Below are 17,523 nucleotides of genomic sequence, written 5' to 3' on the forward strand. Positions count from 1 at the left end.
ATTAAAAAAGGGAGCGAATCGCTCCCTAATTAATGTTGGTACTAATGATTACAAGAATGCGCGGTATGGCAGTTCTGGGTCATTTTTAAAGATATCTGCAAAACCACGGAAGTGTTGGTAGTGCATGCGACCTTTATCTGTAGGGTAAGTGTATCGGCCACCGACTTGCCAGAAGAAAGGTGCGAAGCCGTATTGCAGACGTTCTTTCTTCATGTTCCACAGCATTTCAATTTCACGTGGGTCATTTTGGAAGTTAGCCCAGATATCGTGGTGGAAAGGAACAACGACTTCACAATCCAAAGATTCAGCGGCACGTAAAATGTCTGAAGACGTCATTTTGTCAGTTACGCCACGTGGATTTTCACCGTAAGAAAGCAGTGCAACGTCGATCTTGTGGTCATTACCGTGCTTAGCGTAGTAGTTTGAGTAGTGAGAATCACCAGAGTGGTAAACTGAACCGCCTGTCGTTTCTACTAGGTAGTTCACTGCACGATCGTCCATGCCACCTAAGATATCAGTGTCTAAAGAAGAAGTGCCTTCAGGAAGTGTCACTAGAGCAGTACGGTCGAATGCATCAAGAACCTTAATATTGACGTCTTTGATCTTAATCTCGTCGCCAACTTTCGCGATAACACAACGATCTTCTGGCACACCCCATTTCATCCATAAATCAACACACGCTTTAGGACCAATGAATTTAACGTGCTCGCCACAGTTTTGTAGAACGGCTGCAGCAACGTTGATGTCAATGTGGTCGCCGTGATCATGAGATGCCATAACCGCATCGATCTCTTTAATAGCGAAAGGGTCCAATGGGAAGATTGCAGTACGTAGGTTTGGCTGAAGTGCTTCAACACCGCCCATACGCATCATTTGGTGCTGGTTTTTCATTTTTTGAACAGCTTGTGTTTTTTTACCAGTACCACACCAGAAGTCCATTGATAGGTTTGCACCACCTTCTGATTTTAGCCAAATACCTGTACAGCCAAGCCACCACATAGAAAATGTATTTGGTTGCACGACGGTTTGCTCGATCTCTTCATTTAACCATGTGCCCCACTCAGGGAATGTATTTAGGATCCAAGACTCGCGAGTGATTTCGTTTACGTTGCTCATGATAATACCTTTTATTTCAATAATTTGATTAATTTTGGATGTAGGGAGCCGAGCGCCTTAATTTTGATTAAGGCACTGAGCTAAATTTATTATTATTGGTGGGCTAGTTAGCCCTTCGATTTAAACTAGGATGACTTGCGTCCCTTGAGCTTCAATCCGCTTGACGACTTCGGGGTTGGCATCTTTACCAGTGATGACGATGTCTATTTGCTTGGTGCTGCAAAAGAGCATTCCGGTACGTTGTCCAACCTTTGAACTGTCGACAACAACAACGAGTTTATCGACCTGTTCAAGCATTTGCTGCTCTGCTACAGCAGTTAACATGTCGGCTTTGTAGAGGCCAGCATCGGTTAAGCCTTTACCAGAGGTAAACATCCAGTTTCCAGCATAGCCTCCCAGTGAATTGGGCGCGGGATTTAAAAAGATGTTCTGCGCTTTGTTGTATTGACCGCCAATGATGATGACATCGTCATGATCTTCGTTGATCAAGTAGCTTGCGAGTGGGAAGTAGTTCGTTACGATCTGTACATCTTCCCCACATAACTGTTGTCCAAGTAGGAACGCAGTAGAACCACAGTTGATCACAACTGTATCTCCAGCCTCGCAAAGTCCTGCTGCTGCTTGCGCAATCTCTGCTTTCTCTTCATAGAACTCAGTGCTGTTGATATTGAGTGGTGACCACTTTCTCTTCTGATTCTCTACTCGCTCAGCGCCATTTCGAACTTTTCTAAGTCGGCCAACTTCATCTAATTTAGCGATGTCACGTCTTGCAGTAGCAGGTGAAACACTAAATTTATCAATAATATGTGAGACGTTTATTGTCTGCATATCTTCTAATAGCGACACGATGCCGTTATGTCTTTGTACTTCATTCATATTTATCACTCTTTATGTCGTTGTGACAATTTGATGATTACTTTTGATTTGTTTTGATTCTAATAATCACCATCATGATTGTCAAACTACATTGCTATAAAAACTAGATCTTAATCACAATGATTTATAAGTTGTTGATTTTATTTGGTTTGTTGTTTTTTTGGTGTGATCCGAAGCTCAATTAGGCACATTCTGGGTGTGGTTAATTGATATAAATCAAAGTAATCACAAGTGAGCATTGAATGATTACTTTTGATTGGTAAAGTCTAATTCGTGAGCAAAAATAGACATCATCACATCCTACATACCATTAAAATTAAAATTAATCAGGGGTAAAGATATGGAATTCTTATACGATATTTTCTATATTTTTTACAGTCAGGTAATGACCAAAGCACCTTTGCTACTCGGTCTTGTTACTTGTCTGGGTTACATTCTACTCAAGCGTGACGCAACAACTATTATCTCCGGCTCTATCAAAACCATCGTTGGTTTCATGATAGTGCAGGTAGGTGCAGGAACATTGGTAGCGGGTTTCAAACCAGTGATTCTGAAAATGAGTGAGATTCATGGATTGACGGGGTCAGTGATAGATCCGTACACAACCATGATGTCTACCATGGAGACCATGGGAGACAATTATTCTTGGGTTGGATATGCCGTATTACTGGCACTTGGTCTCAATATTCTTCTTGTTGCCTTCCGCCGCATCACGGGCATCAGAACCATCATGCTTACGGGACATATCATGTTCCAACAAGCTGGCCTCATTGCTGTTTTCTACTTCGTGCTTGGTGCAGGTATGTGGGAAACCATCATCTATTCAGCAATATTGATGGCGTTGTACTGGGGTATCTCGTCTAACATCATGTTCAAGCCTACCCAAGAGGTTACTGGCGGGGCGGGTTTCTCTATTGGTCACCAACAACAGTTTGCGTCATGGGTAGCGACAAAGGTTGCTCCTAAGCTTGGCGACAAAAATGACAGCGTTGACCACATCAAACTGCCTAAATGGTTACACATTTTCCACGACAGTATCGCAGCGACAACGCTAGTCATGACTGCTTTCTTCGGCATTATTCTTCTTTCATTTGGTCTTGATAACCTTCAAGACATGGCAGGAAAAACACACTGGTTTATCTATATTTTCGAAACTGGGTTGAAATTCGCAGTGGCTATTCAAGTTATCGTCACCGGCGTCCGTATGTTCGTAGCGGAATTGTCTGAGGCATTTAATGGTATTTCTCAACGCCTTATTCCTAACGCTGTGTTAGCAATCGATTGTGCGGCTATCTACGCATACTCTCCAAATGCAATGGTGTTCGGTTTCATGTGGGGCGCTGTTGGTCAATTCACAGCCGTTCTTGCAATGTTAGCCTTTGATTCTCCTATCATGATCATTCCTGGCTTTATCCCAATGTTCTTCTCGAACGCGACGATTGGTGTGTTTGCGAACCACTTCGGTGGTTGGAAAGCGGTAATGAAGATCTGTTTCGTGATGGGCATCATCGAAGTGGTTGGTTCTGCTTGGGCAATTCATATCTTTGCTCAATCGGGAGCAGAGTTTAATGGCTGGATGGGTATGGCTGACTGGGCTCTGGTATTCCCACCTATCATGCAAGGTATTTCGAGCTCTAACATGTTCTTCTTCGGGATTTTGGCTTTAGCTGGTGTCTACATGTACTTCGCTTCTAAACAACTACGAGCTGAAGAAGACGCAGAAGCTGCCGCTGAAACAATGACCGCAGTAACACCTGAGGGCATTGAGGTTGAAGTCGCAGTACCACAACAATCAACAGCAACTGATCAATCTCTATCAGCTCCTACAACGTCAGAAATTCGCGTCTCACCAGCAGCTGAACAGAAACCGGTTCGTGTCTTAGTGTGCTGTGGTTCAGGGCAAGGTTCTTCAATGATGTGCTCTAAGAAAATCAAAGAGTACTTGGACAAGAAAGGCATTCCTAGTTCGACCTTTAACAGCGCTATCACTGATTACAAATCGCACCTTGGTTCATTCGACATCATCGTTACTTCGGTTGCTCTGGCAGCGAAGATCACGGGTCTGCCTGAAGGTAAGCAACAGTTAGCGGTTAAGAACATGATTATGGTGAAAACTTTCGGCGACGAGCTTGTTTCCATCATCGAGAACAACTTTCATAAATAATTAAAAACGGCTCAGTGGTATCGCACTGCTGAGCCAATAAAAACAATTATATAAGTGAGCAATAACATGAACTTAAAAGAATCTCTTATCAAGAATAACTCTATCCTACTGAACGCAAAAGCAACTGACTGGAAAGCGGCGATCAAGCTAGGTACTGACGCATTGGTTAAAGCCGGTGTTGCTGAAGAGCGTTACTACGACGCGATTACCAAAGCGATTGGTGAAGAAGGCCCTTATATCTGTATTCACGATGCGTTCGCTCTGCCTCATTGCCGCCCTGAAGATGGTGTGATTCGTACCGGGTTTGCGTTAACCGTGCTTGAAACGCCCATTACGTTTGAAGGTGTTGATGAGCCAGTTGATGTACTGATCACGCTAGCGGGTAAAGATTCAGAAGAACACATCGACGGTACCATGCAAGTGGCGAACTTGATTGAGTTCGATGAAGATTTCTCAAAACTTCGCGCATGCAAGAGCCCAGAAGAAGTGGCGCGTTTAATTGATGCTGCGTTACTGCAAGCGGAAGCAGCGTAAGGAGACAACTATGTCTATATATAGCCAACTGAAACAACGCGTCTTAGAAGCCAATTTGCAGCTTCCGAAGTATGGTTTGGTGACATTCACTTGGGGCAATGTCTCTGAGTTTGACCGTACTAATGGCGTGATAGCGATTAAGCCATCGGGTGTCGAATACTGCGATATGACAGCTGAAGATATGGTGGTCGTCGATCTAGAAGGCAACATTGTTGAAGGGAAACTTAATCCTTCAAGTGATACCGCAACTCATTTAGAGCTTTACAAAGCTTTCCCTGAGGTCAGTGGCATTGTTCACACGCATTCACGCAGTGCCACAATTTGGGCACAAGCCGGTATCGATATTCCAGCCTTGGGCACCACTCATGCTGACTATTTCTACGGTGACATCCCATGTACACGTCGATTGTCTCACTCTGAAATTGCTGAAGAGTACGAGAAAAATACTGGCTTGGTGATCATTGAAGAGTTCAAGCAGCGTCGAATCGATCCAATGGCCGTTCCCAGCGTGATTGTTGCAGGACATGCACCTTTCTCTTGGGGCAAAGACGCCAACGATGCGGTTCACAACGCGGTGGTATTAGAAGAAGTGTCTGCAATGGCGTTGGCAACGCGCACCTTGAATAGCGGCATCAAAATTCAGCCAGAACTATCCGACAAACACTACTTACGTAAGCACGGTGAAAATGCTTATTACGGCCAACAGTAAATCGGTTGTTCGTTTAAGTAGGCTGTTTAAGTAAGCCGTTTAACGAGCTTCGGCTCTAAGTAGTTTCAATATTGATTAGGCCCGACTTCAGGGAATAAGTGAGAGGACTCTATGTATAAAGTGCTGGCGTTAGATCTCGATGGAACCGTGTTAAAGGATGATCACACGATTCATCCAGAACTGAAAAAGGCGATCCAAGAAGCCAAACAAAGTTGTCATGTCGTGATTGTGACTGGTCGACACCACACAGCAGCACGACCTTATTACTACGAATTGGGGTTAGATACGCCAATCATTTGCTGTAACGGCACTTATGTTTACGACTATCAGACTGAAACGGTACTGACTCAAAACGCGATAGATAAAGACAAAGCGCTGACCTTCATCGATATGGCAGACGAGTTTCAGCTCAAAATGGTCATGTACATCACGCATGCCATGACGTACTCACACTACAACCCATTTGCCTACATGTTGGCATTGGAAAGTTGGGCGGAAACGGCACCAGAGCAACATCGCCCTCAAATTTACCAAGTGGAATCATTCATTGAAACGGCTCAGCAAGCCGAACACGTTTGGAAGTTTGTGGTGGAAGGTAGCCAAGACTCAGTAGACCGTTTAATGCAACACCCATGGATAGAAGAGAACTTCAACGGTGAGCGCTCTTGGTCAAACCGAATCGACTTTGCTGCGAAAGGTAACAGTAAGGGCCTACGCCTTGCTGAATACATCGCAGAACTCGGTTATCAAGCCGATGACGTCATTGCCGTCGGTGATAACCACAATGACATTTCCATGCTCAAGTACGCCGGGTTAGGCGTAGCGATGCTCAATGCTGATGACATCGTCAAGTCACACGTTCAATGCGTGTGCTCAACAGATAACAACCATGATGGCTTAGCCCGTCTAATACGTGAACAAATTAAAGGATAACAACATGACTAAACCAATGATTCAGATCGCGCTAGACCAAACAAATCTTCCTGCAGCAATTGAAGTGGCAAACAACGTTGAAAGCTTCGTTGATGTGATTGAAGTGGGCACTATTTTGGCTTTCGCAGAAGGCATGACGGCGGTTTCTACGCTTCGTAAAAACCACCCAGACCATATCCTTGTATGCGATATGAAAACCACCGATGGCGGTGCTATTTTGGCTCGTATGGCATTCGAAGCGGGCGCTGATTGGATTACCGTTTCTGCTGCTGCACACATCGCAACCATTGGTGCATGTAAGAAAGTCGCTGATGAATTTAACGGTGAAATCCAAATCGAAATTTATGGTAACTGGACAATGGACGATGCTCAATCTTGGGTCGACCTAGGTATCTCTCAAGCTATCTATCACCGTTCTCGTGACGCTGAATTAGCTGGTGTGGGCTGGACTGAAGAAGATCTCGTGAAGATGCGTGCATTGTCTGAAATGGGTATCGAGCTTTCTATCACGGGCGGTATCGTGCCTGAAGACCTATACCTATTTGAAGGCATTAAGGCGAAAACCTTTATCGCAGGCCGTGCACTTGCAGGCGACAAAGGTAAAGAGACAGCAGAAGCGCTAAAAGCTCAGATCGATCGCTACTGGAACTAGGAGGCGTTATGTATCAAAACTTGTTACGCCACCGTGTTGGGCTTTATGAAAAGGCTCTACCTAACGAACTCAGCTGGGAAGATAAACTTAAGCAAACCAAAGAACTCGGCTTTGATTTTCTTGAGATATCGGTCGATGAATCAGACGAGCGTCGCAGTCGATTAGATTGGAATGACGAAGAAGTGTATGCCTTGCGTCACCTGTGTGAAAAGCATGGTGTACCGCTGCAATCCATGTGTTTAAGCGCGCATCGTAAGTTCCCATTTGGTTCAGCAGATCCGGCGATTCGTGAACAAGCAGTTATTCATATGGAAAAAGCGATCTCACTCGCTTACAAATTGGGTATTCGTACCATCCAATTGGCTGGGTATGACGTTTACTACGAGCCAGCCGATAAAGTGACTCACCAGAGGTTCATTGAAGGCATGAAGCTTTCGGCGCAGTTGGCGGAAAGATCAGGCGTAATGCTTGCTGTGGAAATTATGGACACCGATTACTTGAACTCTTTGAGTAAGTTCGAAGTGCTGAGTCGCGAAGTCAATTCACCGTATTTCACGGCGTATCCGGATGTGGGTAATATTTCTGGTTGGAATTACGACATAGTGACTGAGCTAAAACTGAGTAAGCCTCATATCACTCAGATCCACCTCAAAGACACTTATAAAGTGACTGACGAGTACAAAGGGCAGTTTCGAGACTTAGTGATTGGTGATGGTGAAGTTGACTTCAATGCCATTTTTGAAACGTTGAAAGAGACTGAGTGTGTCGTACCACTCGTGATCGAGATGTGGGCTCAAGATGAATGTTGGAAAGAGAACATTCTCACAGCACAAAAACGACTGAATGATGTTTGTGTGCAAACGGGTGTTCCGATGTTGTTTGACCACTAACTCTACTTAGAATGATTAACTGGTTTCTCTTTGCGTTCTTCATGCTCCTAACGAAAAGAGAAAATGCAGCATATTGCCCCCAATATGCTGCATTTTTATATCAACTCGGCACTTTAGGCTATTTAAAGCTGCAGAAGTTATGTCAATTTCGCAATAGCTACAGTGTTTAAACAGCAATCGTCACATGATCACGGCCCACTTCAGCCATCTGAATCAGGTAGTCCGTGTGGTACTTCTTCTTGATGATGATTTGGCTACCGATTTCAGCAACAATCTTTACCACTTCCAACGCATCAGAAGGATGCAATGAAGAGTCTTTTGAAATTTCGATATTAACGCCTAAATTTGCCAATTTGATGATGTCGCTAGAATGCATGGTCGTGTCCAAGGTATTTGATTTTCGTGGACTATATCATCTTCAATTTATGCAACTCTACTTGGTTTAAGTAAAAATGGGTGAGATGTGCTCAAAATATGATTTCAATAGTAAAACAACGGCTTTTATTGCATCAATTCGTTTAATTGTCGGATTGTTGAATAAGATCATATTAAGGCGATCATGAATAGGTTTTATGTATGGTGATTAGTAGTATGAGTCTCAAAACAATATGAGAGATTGACGATGCCAAAGTTAGATAAATATAAAGGAATTATTTTTGATCTCGATGGGACTCTGGTCAATTCTATGGTGGCACATGCTCATGCGTGGGAACAAACTTGTCAGAAGTTTGGTATTCCCTACGACAAAGAGTGGCTCGATCAACTTGGTGGGATGCCATCGCGAAAAGTGACTCAAGAGATCCTTAAGCGTTACGATCTAACTCTTGATGCTCAACAAATTACTTCGGACAAAATCGCTAACTTTGAGGCTATTGAGCACAAAGGGGATGTTATTCCAGAGACATACGCACTCTTACAGCAACAGTATCAGTTGAAAAAGATAGGCATCGGCACTGGTGCTCAAGCCAAGCATGCAAGGGCGATTTTAAAGACGACCGATATCCCATCAATGATACGTACGATTGTGACTTCCGATGACGTAGAAAATCACAAACCTAACCCAGATACTTTTCTGAAAGTCGCTAGCCAGTTAGAGCTTGAACCGAGCGATTGTGTGGTGTTTGAAGATACGATTATAGGCCAGCACGCAGCGACATCGGCAGGCATGGATTGCTACATGGTTGAAAACGGGCAGATAACTAAGTTTGTTCCAGCGAATGGTTTGGAAGTGGGTAGCGGACCTGAGATCTGAAACTAAGCTGCGTTCAATCAGATCGCGCATTAATGAATCAGGTCGAAATATTCGTTTAGAAGTCGACGGTGGTGTGAAAGTTAACAACATAAAAGAGATTGCTGAAGCGGGTGCCGATATGTTCGTTGCGGGCTCTGCTATTTTTGATAGTGAAGATTATCAACAAGCTATCGATTCAATGCGAGCGGAGTTAGCTCAATTGAATTAAGTAGTGTATCTACTGCTGTATAAAGGCTCGAAGTGTTCTGTGTATCAGGCTTCGGGCTTTTTTGTATCTAATAGATGTTGATTTAATGGAAAACTACGTGGAGTCAGGGGAGGTTGCGTTGTTGGAGTTCTCTTCAGTTATATCTTTTTCATTGTGTAATAAAACTACAGTTAATATTGACTTTGGTCACATAACGGCGCAAAATTGACCTCAGATCACATAACGATGAGAACACAGTATGAACGCTACAGTAATCACGAATGAAAACAACGTATCACTAGCAAAACCTTCAGTAATGAATGAAGTTCTATTTTTTGCTAAGTCTACCGTTATCATGGGTGCAATTATCCTACTTGTTGCTTCTGCTTGGGTTTAATTTCTTAAATAACCCGCGTTAAGTGTGATCAGTGGTGGTGATTAGCCACTCACTGATTCAAACTAACGTCAGAAGCACCAAATTCATTTCCTTATCTTTCTCCAGTTCACTTTCTCTATCTTCTAGGCCAATCAGGCCGACTTTTTAGTCATCGACTTAGTGACTGAATCAAGTGATTGACTAAACCAAGTTACTTTTCTAAATCAACGGTTTAAGCACGATGCTTTAAACTAGACCAGTACAAAACTATCATTAATACATACGCTAATGCGGGCGCAATATAACTCGTACTCAGCGAAAGCTCATCAATCAAACTCGCCTGTACGAATGGTAAAACAACCCCTCCAATTGAACACATAATGAGAATTGCTGCCCCTTGTGAGTTTTGCTTACCTGATGCATGTAGCGCTTGTGCGTAAATGATAGGGTAGAGTGCTGAATTACATAACCCTACGACAAGCATCAAATAGCCAATCCAAACATAATTTTGATAGACCGCAACGGCACTAATCAAAGCTGCAATAACGCAAGACAGTGAGAAGAGATAGTGCTTGTTTACAGTGTTTCCAAACTTGGCGAATAACACTCTTCCAACAAACATTAATACCCAATAAAGAGCGATGATCTGTGTTGCGAAGACCAAACCAAGGTCGCCATATTGCTGGTCGGCAAGATACACAATAGTAAAAGTACCAAAACTGACCTCTACACCGATGTACAGCAACAGTACCAACGCTAATTTCATAAACTGCTGATTTTTAATTAGAAGCCTTAACCCTCGCCAAAAGCCAGTCATCTGTTTTGGTTTGATATCTGGAAGCGTCATTTTGCTAAAAAATACCAGTAAGCCGAAAAAGAACAGGGCGATGAATAAGAACAGATACGAAACTTGATGGGCGGTGTTGTCGACGTTAAAACTTGTAGCCACGAGAATGACAGCGGTAAGCACTAGCGGACCAAGCACAGTGCCAACGGAGTTAGATGCTGTTGCCACACTTTGACGTATAACACTCTTATCGGGTGTCGAGAGAAGTGATACGTAAGGTGAACTCACTACTTGAATTGCTGACACACCTGAGGCCATCAATAAGATCCCAATGAGTGTTGGAACAAGCTCTTCTCCTCGCACTAAATATGCCATGGCTAGACAGCCCAGAAGGCACCATATCAAGCAGAACTTCAGCGTAGTTCTATAGCCAATTTTTGCCATGACAAATGACGTTGGAAGCGACACCGTAATTCGGGTGATAAAGAAGGCCATGGGAAATAGCATCGCCATTTTATAGTCGAGAGAGAAAGCTTCTTTGTAATGTGGAATTAGCGAGTTACTTGAAACGGTAATTAAACCCCAGATAAAAAATATCAGAGACAGTAAGACCAGTGGGGCATCTTTTAACGGGAATACTCTCATAGTGATTCCTTATTGATAGCGATAAAAAAAGCAGAAGATGATCTTCTGCTTTTCGATTGAGACTTTACGGTGTATTGCCTATTAAGCTGTTAATCACGAACGAAATTGATGTGATGAACATGAATGTTGTATTTCTCAATAATCACTTTGGTCGCATGCATACTTTTGATTCGTTGCTCAGAATCTAAAGCAGCAGCCATTGCTGACTCGTTCTCGTAACTGTGCTGCATCATCAGCAGTAGGTTTTTATGGCTTTCAGCTTCAATCGCTTCAGGCTTATTCAGCGTTAACCCTTGGTTGTTCGGGAATGTGCGAATAATAGGCGCGACTTCGTTTTCCATGTATTGGTAGAAGTCTTGCTTTTGTTCTTCAGTTAAATCGGCTTCAAAAAAAGCGGTGCGAAAAATTGTCATGGTCGTTTCCTTACAGTTCAAAGCCAGATTGGTTAGCGATAGATTTCAACGTTGCTTTTGCTTGTTTGATATCTTCGAACCAGTTGTCATTTTGAGCCCACATTTCAATCACTAATGGCGCGCTGTAATCAATTTCAGCGAGTGTTTTGAAAATAGCTGGGAAGTCGACTTGGCCTTCACCAATCACCAGATCTCTGAACTGACCTTTACAGGTCTCTGAAACTCGTAGCGTGTCTTTAAGGTGGACTTGTACTAGGTGATCACGGCTTAGCTTTAGTTCGGTACACACGTCGTAGTTCCAACCAGAAATATTACCGACATCTGGGTAAGCCATGAAGTAAGGTGATGGGATCTCGCGCTTAAGCACTTCAAACTTACTTAATGAATTGAGGTACGGAGTATCCATGATCTCTACACCTAACATGATGCCTGCACGTTCTGCCATTTTGGTGGCTTGTTGCATGCCTTCAATGAAGCGAGCGTGAGTTTCAGCCGATTGCGGTTCGTAATACACATCGTAGCCCGCCATTTGAATACAGCGAATACCAAGCTTATAAGCCAATGAAATCGCTTTTTCCATGATGATCAGCGATTCAGTGCGAATAGCATCATCCATTGAGCCAAACGGAAACTTACGGTGTGCGCTTAGGCACATTGATTGGAAAGGCATTTGGTGCTTTTCACATAGACGGCGAAGCTCATAAATTTCTTCGTCTGACCAATCTAAACGAGCACGTCGCTCATCGGTTTCATCCACTGAAATTTCTACAAAGTCGAAGCCAGCTTCTTTAGCGTGAATCAAACGCTCTTCCCATGTAAGGGTGGTTGGCATCGCTTTTTCGTAAATACCTAATCTGAATTTGTTTTTAGAATCAAACATTCTTTTTCCTTAAAAGAGTTGTTGTTCTATACGCGTTGTTATGTCTTGAATTCTACTAGCGATCTCTTCGTAGCCGAGAGCTTTCATTTTTGGCGTAAGCGAAGAGACGCTAACCGCGTATACAGGAGAATTGTTCTTGTCAAAAATAGGGACAGCAACACAAGAAATACCCGCTTCGTTCTCTTCATCATCGAGCGCATAACCACGGCTCTTAATTTTATCGAGAACACCAAAAAACTGAGACTTGTCGAGAATCGTGTTTTCAGTTAACGGCTTCATTGTGCTGACATTGCGTTTCCAATAGGTTTCTCGAACGCTGTCAGAGCTAAATGCTAGGTAACATTTTCCTGCCGCTGAGCAGTACATTGGAGAATGCAGCCCTACGTAGGTTCGAGTTCTAAAGGAAGAATTAACGGGTTCAAACTTGTCTTTAAAAATGATGTTGTCAGCATCAAAAGAGAGGAAGTTAACCGTTTCATTCACATCGTCGAGTAGCTCAGATAGGTATGGCTTAACGGTGCCAGTGACATCAGAGTTGATAGCAGCGTGTCCAAGCTGAACCAACTTCATTGTTAAGCGATATTCTTTACCTGAACACATTTGAGCAACATAACCAGAGTCTTCAAATGTTGCTAAAATACGGTGGACAGATGACTTGTTGAAGCCAGTCCCTTCAGACACTTTTTGTAGCGAAACGCCATTAGGATAATTCCCAAGGAATTCCAATACGGTCAGTGCTTTAGACAACGATTTAATTTGCTCACTCATATATGTGCTACCAGTGTTTACCTATTTCAGTATGGAAGTTTTCTGCGATGTCACGTCCATTGCTACCAGCTAACGCTCGGCCAGCAATAAACGATTTCGCAGACAGATTCTTAAACAAATGCAGATCGTCAGGAACAATACCACCAGTAATGGATAGTTCAATTCCAATATCCGATAATTTCTGCATTTTTATCAAATCTTCTTCGGTCCAGCTCACACCAGCAAGTTCCGCATCACGAGAACGGTGATAAATTGCTTGTTTAATGCCCATGTCGACCCAAGCTTGCGCATCTTCCATTGTCCAGTGTCCATACAGCTCAATTTGCACTTCGCCGTCGAATTCATCCGTTACTTTCTTCGCTGAACGAATAGTTTCGATGTGTGCTGCTGCACTTACTGTTACCCAGTTAGCGCCGGCACCCATCGCTAGACGCGTTAAAATGGCGCTGGCATCGGTGATTTTCATGTCACAGACAATGATGTGATTTGGGTATTTTTCTCGTAGGATTCTTACGCTATCTACGCCGTGGGCGAAGGCTAAAATCGTCCCGATTTCAATTACATCTAACTTATCTGCAACATGCTCTATTGAGGCTAATGCCGTGTCGATATCTGTGGCATCGAGAGCCATTTGTAGCAGTGGTTTAGATGGTTTTAATACAGTGCTAGACATCTATTTCATCCTCAAATTGTTTAAACAACTGCACCAGTCTTTGATAGTGCTTATATTTCTTTTGGTATATGTCGTAGTGTTCAGGATTCGGCTCGACACGTGACGTAGAATTAGTGATGGCTTGAGTACATTCTTCTAATGAAGCGAACTCACCTGCGCCGACCATTGCCATCATTGCGGCACCTAATGAGCCGGTTTCATCCACGTCTGATATTTCAACGGTCATGCCGGTAAGGTCAGCCAGCATTTGCATCCATACAGGGCTAGATGCAGGGCCGCCTGTCACTTTTAGTCTGTTGGCTTTTGGAAAACGCTGACGCATACGTTCTAGGTGAATGTTGTGACAGAATAAAATGCCTTCCCAAATGGCTTGAATTAGGTGCCCTTTAGTATGGTGCGATTGCAGACCATAGAAGCCTGACTTTAGGCCAAGCCCTTGGTTTGAACCGTAAAGGAATGGCACAAAGTAGATACTGCTTGATGCCGGATCTAATGCTTCGACTAACGCTTGATTTTGCTGGTGGTTAAGCTCGCCATTTTCACCAAGGTAGTCGGCGAACCATTCATAGTTACCCGCAGAAGTCGGGCTCGCTTCGTGAATGATGTATTCGTTATCGACGGCGTAATGGCCGTAAACAAAATTGTGTGATTCTTGAGTCACTTGTTTTGAGATACCAGACGTGACCGCCCATGTGCCCATCACGTAATTCAGGGTATCTTCTGAAGAGTTGATTCCAGAACAGATCGCGGTAGACACAACATCAAACAAACCGCCGAACACCGGCGTACCTATTGCTAGTCCGGTTTCATTAGCAACGGCCGCAGTGATTTTCCCTGCTTGCTGTTGAGGTTTTACAACGGGTGGTAGCGCATCCCAAATTTCTTCGATGCCAAAGGTTTCCAAAAGTGCTTTGTCATACTCACCAGTGATGGAGTTGAAAAAATTACTTTCTGAAATATTGGTCAGTTCTGCTGCGACTTCGCCCGTTAAGCGATATCGAAGGTAGTCGTGAGACATCATCACTGCGCCAATGTTGTTGTATCGTTCGGCATCGTTTTCTTTGATCCAGCGAATAATCGATACAGGGTGACCTGTCCACAGTGTTTGCAGTGTGGTTGGATAGATCTCTTTTGCTTTACCCTGTTCTAGCCACTCTTTAACGATAGGCAGTGAACGCGAGTCAGAAGACATAATGCCGTGGCCGAGGTTTTGTCCCTCTTTATCAAGAAGGTAAACGCCTTTGCCTTGGGCTGAAATGCTCAAGCCTTTGATAGAGGTCGGTTCTACTTTTGTGGTCTCTAAAAGCTGCTTAATGACATCGACAGCGTTACCCCATAGTGCGTTTAGGTCGCGTTCTACCCAACCTTGTTTTTCGTTGATGACGCTCGCCGATACGCGGGCAAGACCTTGTTGTTCACCTTTTGCGTTAAACAACGCGGCTTTCATAAAAGTGCCGCCAGAATCAATTCCAATGTAGTAATTCATTATTTGGCTTCCAGTAAATCGTTGTGAATCTTCACCACCAGTTTTCTTACCGGTTGGCTGTCATCATTTTCAATATTGGTGATATGCACGATATTTGGCGTGAATAAATAAAATTGATTGCGTTTTGCATGAATGAAGCTGAGCTCAACCCCCGGGTATTCGTAAAACTGAAGGTCACGTTCTTGGTTATAAGGTTGTGCGTTGCTGTGTTCGCCAGTGTCTATAGCCCATGCCATCACTTCAGAACCTTCGAGAATGATCTGCAAGTCAGAATGGTATTTATGGACTTCAGGTTGGAAGTTTCCTAGAGGCTCTTTGCCATATTCCAATACAACAAACCATGCCTGTTTTGAATCAAAACCAGGGAGTTCATGGCGACCTAATGCGAGTTTTTCTTGGTCGAGACTGTTCAAGTACTCAAGCACGTTTTGAATAACGACAGGGTACGACTTGCTGATCTGCGTAGGTTGAGTATTTCCGACTAACATAAAAATTCTCTTTAAATATAAACAGCTTAATTAAGCCAATGCTTTAAATTAATGGGCACTAAATAGGTCTTGTAAAAGCGTCGCTAACCCTGTCTTATCATCATTGTTTTTGGGCGTGATTAGGTTGGCTGAGCTTTTTACGGTGTCATCTGCGTTTTGCATTGCGATGCCAAGTCCTGCTGCTTTAAGCATCGAAATGTCATTGTGGTTATCACCAATCGCGACACACTGCTCTAGGCTGATACCGAGCGGCTCAATGTAGCGAGTCAATGCATTACCTTTGCTATTACCTGTTGCTGCGAAATCGACACGATCAATCCAAGATCGTTCGCCGTTGAAGTTCTCTTTCACAAAAGGAATCTCTGCGAATGTGTTTACTTCACCTTCAACGACAAACTTCCACACATACTCTGAAATTTGTGCTTCATGTTGGAAGTCGTCGACCTTTTGAATGTTTGGTCGCTGGCTTTCTGGAAAGGTTTGAGACCACGTCAGTAGCGCTTCCATGTATTCAATAGGGCGTGCTCTCGAGTAGAGCATTGCATCACGCACATACATCACCATTTTCAGATCATGAGCTTGAGATAGGGTGATAAACTCAGCCGCAATTTCTTTGTCGATTGCGTTTTCTTGAATGACCGTATCGTTCTGGTAATCAAAGATGTAAGTGCCATTGCAACAAATTATTGGCGTCGATAAACCAAGCTGATCGTAATAAGGTTTTGCCGCGACATGATGGCGACCCGTAACGATAACCACATGAGTGTGTTGAGCGACTTGCTTGATGGCTTCGACTAACTCTTGGCTAATCGTGTGCTGCGAGTTGAGCACCGTCCCATCGAGATCTAACGCCAATAGCTTGTGCTTATCCAATTTATGTTTATAGGACTTATGCGGTGATGACTTATGCATGTGCGAGGCCTTACTTCTGTCCGTAGTATGAGTTCTTGCCGTGTTTACGGTTGTAGTGTTTATCTAGCAGCTCAGGTTGAATCGCTACTTCTGGACTGATAGCGCGAGTGGCTGTTGCCATGGCAGCAATCTCTTCCATTACCACTGCATTGTGCACTGCATCTGAACCATCCTTGCCCCATGTAAATGGTGCGTGGCCTGCGATGATGACACCTGGCATTGCTTGCGGGTCGATATCACGTTGGTTGAATTCTTCGATGATCACCAAGCCTGTGTTTTTCTCGTAATCTGACTCAATCTCAGCTTTTGTTAGTAGGCGAGTACAAGGCACATCACCGTAGAAGTAATCGGCGTGTGTGGTTCCAAGCGCTGGAATGTCTCGCCCGGCTTGTGCCCAGATTGTTGCATTACGAGAGTGTGTGTGAACGATGCCGCCAATGGTTGGGAAGGCTTTGTAAAGCTCAATGTGCGTAGCCGTGTCGCTTGAAGGGTTCAGCTTGCCTTCAAGGCGGTTGCCTTCTAAATCGAGAACAACGATGTCATCTGCCGTCATTACATCGTATTCAACACCTGACGGTTTTATTGCAATCACGCCACGTTCGCGGTCGATTTCAGAGACATTGCCCCAAGTGAAAGTCACTAAGCCATATTTAGGAAGTTGCAAGTTTGCTGCGAACACGCGTTCTTTTAATTCTTGGTATGTTTTTTGTTCTTGAGACATTGTGTTTGCCCATGTTGTATTGAGTGAATGACGAGCGGATTGCCTAGCTAAATTCCCTAGC

Annotated in this window: 20 protein-coding genes and 1 pseudogene; 9 read left to right on the forward strand and 12 right to left on the reverse strand. The window is 43.7% G+C overall.

Annotated features, from left to right (window positions below; all coding sequences use genetic code 11):
* Positions 1-48: 48 nt before the first annotated feature.
* Together ulaG and ulaR are read right to left on the reverse strand one after the other, a co-directional pair.
* On the reverse strand, positions 49-1,116 hold the full coding sequence (gene ulaG / locus AB6D07_RS05600; protein WP_017089479.1) for an L-ascorbate 6-phosphate lactonase: 1,068 nt from the start codon (positions 1,114-1,116) through the stop codon (positions 49-51).
* Positions 1,117-1,236: 120 nt separating this feature from the next.
* The gene (gene ulaR / locus AB6D07_RS05605) at positions 1,237-1,992 is read right to left on the reverse strand and encodes an HTH-type transcriptional regulator UlaR (protein ID WP_009845902.1); all 756 of its coding nucleotides are present in this window, start codon (positions 1,990-1,992) and stop codon (positions 1,237-1,239) included.
* A 340-nt stretch (positions 1,993-2,332) separates the two neighbouring features.
* Here ulaR and AB6D07_RS05610 point away from each other — a divergent pair, with 340 nt between their 5' ends.
* From AB6D07_RS05610 to AB6D07_RS05635, 6 genes are all read left to right on the forward strand, one after another.
* A complete protein-coding gene (locus AB6D07_RS05610; RefSeq protein ID WP_017102301.1) occupies positions 2,333-4,156 on the forward strand; it encodes a PTS ascorbate-specific subunit IIBC in 1,824 nt (607 codons plus the stop codon).
* A 66-nt stretch (positions 4,157-4,222) separates the two neighbouring features.
* Positions 4,223-4,690 (forward strand): PTS sugar transporter subunit IIA, encoded by a 468-nt coding sequence (locus AB6D07_RS05615; protein ID WP_009845900.1) that lies wholly within the window; start codon positions 4,223-4,225, stop codon positions 4,688-4,690.
* Between the two features lie 16 nt (positions 4,691-4,706).
* Positions 4,707-5,399 (forward strand): L-ribulose-5-phosphate 4-epimerase, encoded by a 693-nt coding sequence (locus tag AB6D07_RS05620; protein WP_029222802.1) that lies wholly within the window; start codon positions 4,707-4,709, stop codon positions 5,397-5,399.
* A gap of 111 nt (positions 5,400-5,510) precedes the next feature.
* Positions 5,511-6,332, forward strand: coding sequence for a pyridoxal phosphatase (locus AB6D07_RS05625; protein WP_017096287.1), 822 nt, complete (start codon positions 5,511-5,513; stop codon positions 6,330-6,332).
* Between the two features lie 4 nt (positions 6,333-6,336).
* Positions 6,337-6,984, forward strand: coding sequence for a 3-keto-L-gulonate-6-phosphate decarboxylase UlaD (locus tag AB6D07_RS05630; RefSeq protein ID WP_009845897.1), 648 nt, complete (start codon positions 6,337-6,339; stop codon positions 6,982-6,984).
* A gap of 8 nt (positions 6,985-6,992) precedes the next feature.
* The gene (locus AB6D07_RS05635; protein WP_017102302.1) at positions 6,993-7,874 is read left to right on the forward strand and encodes an L-ribulose-5-phosphate 3-epimerase; all 882 of its coding nucleotides are present in this window, start codon (positions 6,993-6,995) and stop codon (positions 7,872-7,874) included.
* A gap of 166 nt (positions 7,875-8,040) precedes the next feature.
* Here the strand turns inward: AB6D07_RS05635 and AB6D07_RS05640 are convergent, their stop codons facing one another.
* Positions 8,041-8,250, reverse strand: a complete 210-nt coding sequence (locus tag AB6D07_RS05640) for a hypothetical protein (protein WP_017092753.1) — start codon at positions 8,248-8,250, stop codon at positions 8,041-8,043.
* 246 nt (positions 8,251-8,496) lie between these two features.
* Between AB6D07_RS05640 and AB6D07_RS05645 the strand changes: the two genes are divergently transcribed.
* The 3 genes and pseudogenes from AB6D07_RS05645 (at position 8,497) to AB6D07_RS05655 (ending at position 9,710) form a co-directional block, all read left to right on the forward strand.
* Positions 8,497-9,126, forward strand: coding sequence for an HAD family phosphatase (locus tag AB6D07_RS05645; RefSeq protein ID WP_017092754.1), 630 nt, complete (start codon positions 8,497-8,499; stop codon positions 9,124-9,126).
* A gap of 4 nt (positions 9,127-9,130) precedes the next feature.
* Positions 9,131-9,334 (forward strand): annotated as a pseudogene (locus AB6D07_RS05650) (ribulose phosphate epimerase); the annotation flags it as partial.
* A gap of 238 nt (positions 9,335-9,572) precedes the next feature.
* A complete protein-coding gene (locus AB6D07_RS05655) occupies positions 9,573-9,710 on the forward strand; it encodes a hypothetical protein (RefSeq protein ID WP_012600138.1) in 138 nt (45 codons plus the stop codon).
* 211 nt (positions 9,711-9,921) lie between these two features.
* Here AB6D07_RS05655 and AB6D07_RS05660 read toward each other — a convergent pair whose 3' ends face one another.
* From AB6D07_RS05660 to AB6D07_RS05700, 9 genes are all read right to left on the reverse strand, one after another.
* On the reverse strand, positions 9,922-11,121 hold the full coding sequence (locus tag AB6D07_RS05660) for a sugar MFS transporter (protein WP_017096284.1): 1,200 nt from the start codon (positions 11,119-11,121) through the stop codon (positions 9,922-9,924).
* Between the two features lie 89 nt (positions 11,122-11,210).
* Positions 11,211-11,534 carry a hypothetical protein gene (locus AB6D07_RS05665; protein WP_009845890.1) on the reverse strand — a complete coding sequence of 108 codons (324 nt, stop codon included), beginning with the start codon at positions 11,532-11,534 and terminating at the stop codon, positions 11,211-11,213.
* A gap of 10 nt (positions 11,535-11,544) precedes the next feature.
* Positions 11,545-12,414 carry an L-ribulose-5-phosphate 3-epimerase gene (locus AB6D07_RS05670; RefSeq protein WP_012600141.1) on the reverse strand — a complete coding sequence of 290 codons (870 nt, stop codon included), beginning with the start codon at positions 12,412-12,414 and terminating at the stop codon, positions 11,545-11,547.
* Positions 12,415-12,423: 9 nt separating this feature from the next.
* Positions 12,424-13,182 (reverse strand): IclR family transcriptional regulator, encoded by a 759-nt coding sequence (locus tag AB6D07_RS05675; protein WP_009845888.1) that lies wholly within the window; start codon positions 13,180-13,182, stop codon positions 12,424-12,426.
* 7 nt (positions 13,183-13,189) lie between these two features.
* Positions 13,190-13,855, reverse strand: a complete 666-nt coding sequence (locus tag AB6D07_RS05680; RefSeq protein ID WP_017096283.1) for a 3-keto-L-gulonate-6-phosphate decarboxylase UlaD — start codon at positions 13,853-13,855, stop codon at positions 13,190-13,192.
* Positions 13,848-15,341 carry an FGGY-family carbohydrate kinase gene (locus tag AB6D07_RS05685; protein WP_017102303.1) on the reverse strand — a complete coding sequence of 498 codons (1,494 nt, stop codon included), beginning with the start codon at positions 15,339-15,341 and terminating at the stop codon, positions 13,848-13,850. The genes AB6D07_RS05680 and AB6D07_RS05685 overlap by 8 nt, the downstream gene beginning before the upstream one ends.
* Positions 15,341-15,829, reverse strand: a complete 489-nt coding sequence (locus tag AB6D07_RS05690; RefSeq protein ID WP_372140708.1) for a YhcH/YjgK/YiaL family protein — start codon at positions 15,827-15,829, stop codon at positions 15,341-15,343. Before AB6D07_RS05690 ends, AB6D07_RS05685 begins: the two co-directional genes overlap by 1 nt.
* A 48-nt stretch (positions 15,830-15,877) precedes the next feature.
* The gene (locus AB6D07_RS05695) at positions 15,878-16,741 is read right to left on the reverse strand and encodes a Cof-type HAD-IIB family hydrolase (RefSeq protein ID WP_012600144.1); all 864 of its coding nucleotides are present in this window, start codon (positions 16,739-16,741) and stop codon (positions 15,878-15,880) included.
* A 10-nt stretch (positions 16,742-16,751) separates the two neighbouring features.
* A complete protein-coding gene (locus AB6D07_RS05700) occupies positions 16,752-17,462 on the reverse strand; it encodes an L-ribulose-5-phosphate 4-epimerase (RefSeq protein WP_017096280.1) in 711 nt (236 codons plus the stop codon).
* Positions 17,463-17,523 lie beyond the last annotated feature (61 nt).

It is taken from the genome of Vibrio sp. 10N.239.312.C11 (genome assembly GCF_041466065.1).
In the GTDB taxonomy this organism is placed as follows: Bacteria; Pseudomonadota; Gammaproteobacteria; order Enterobacterales; family Vibrionaceae; genus Vibrio; species Vibrio tasmaniensis_A.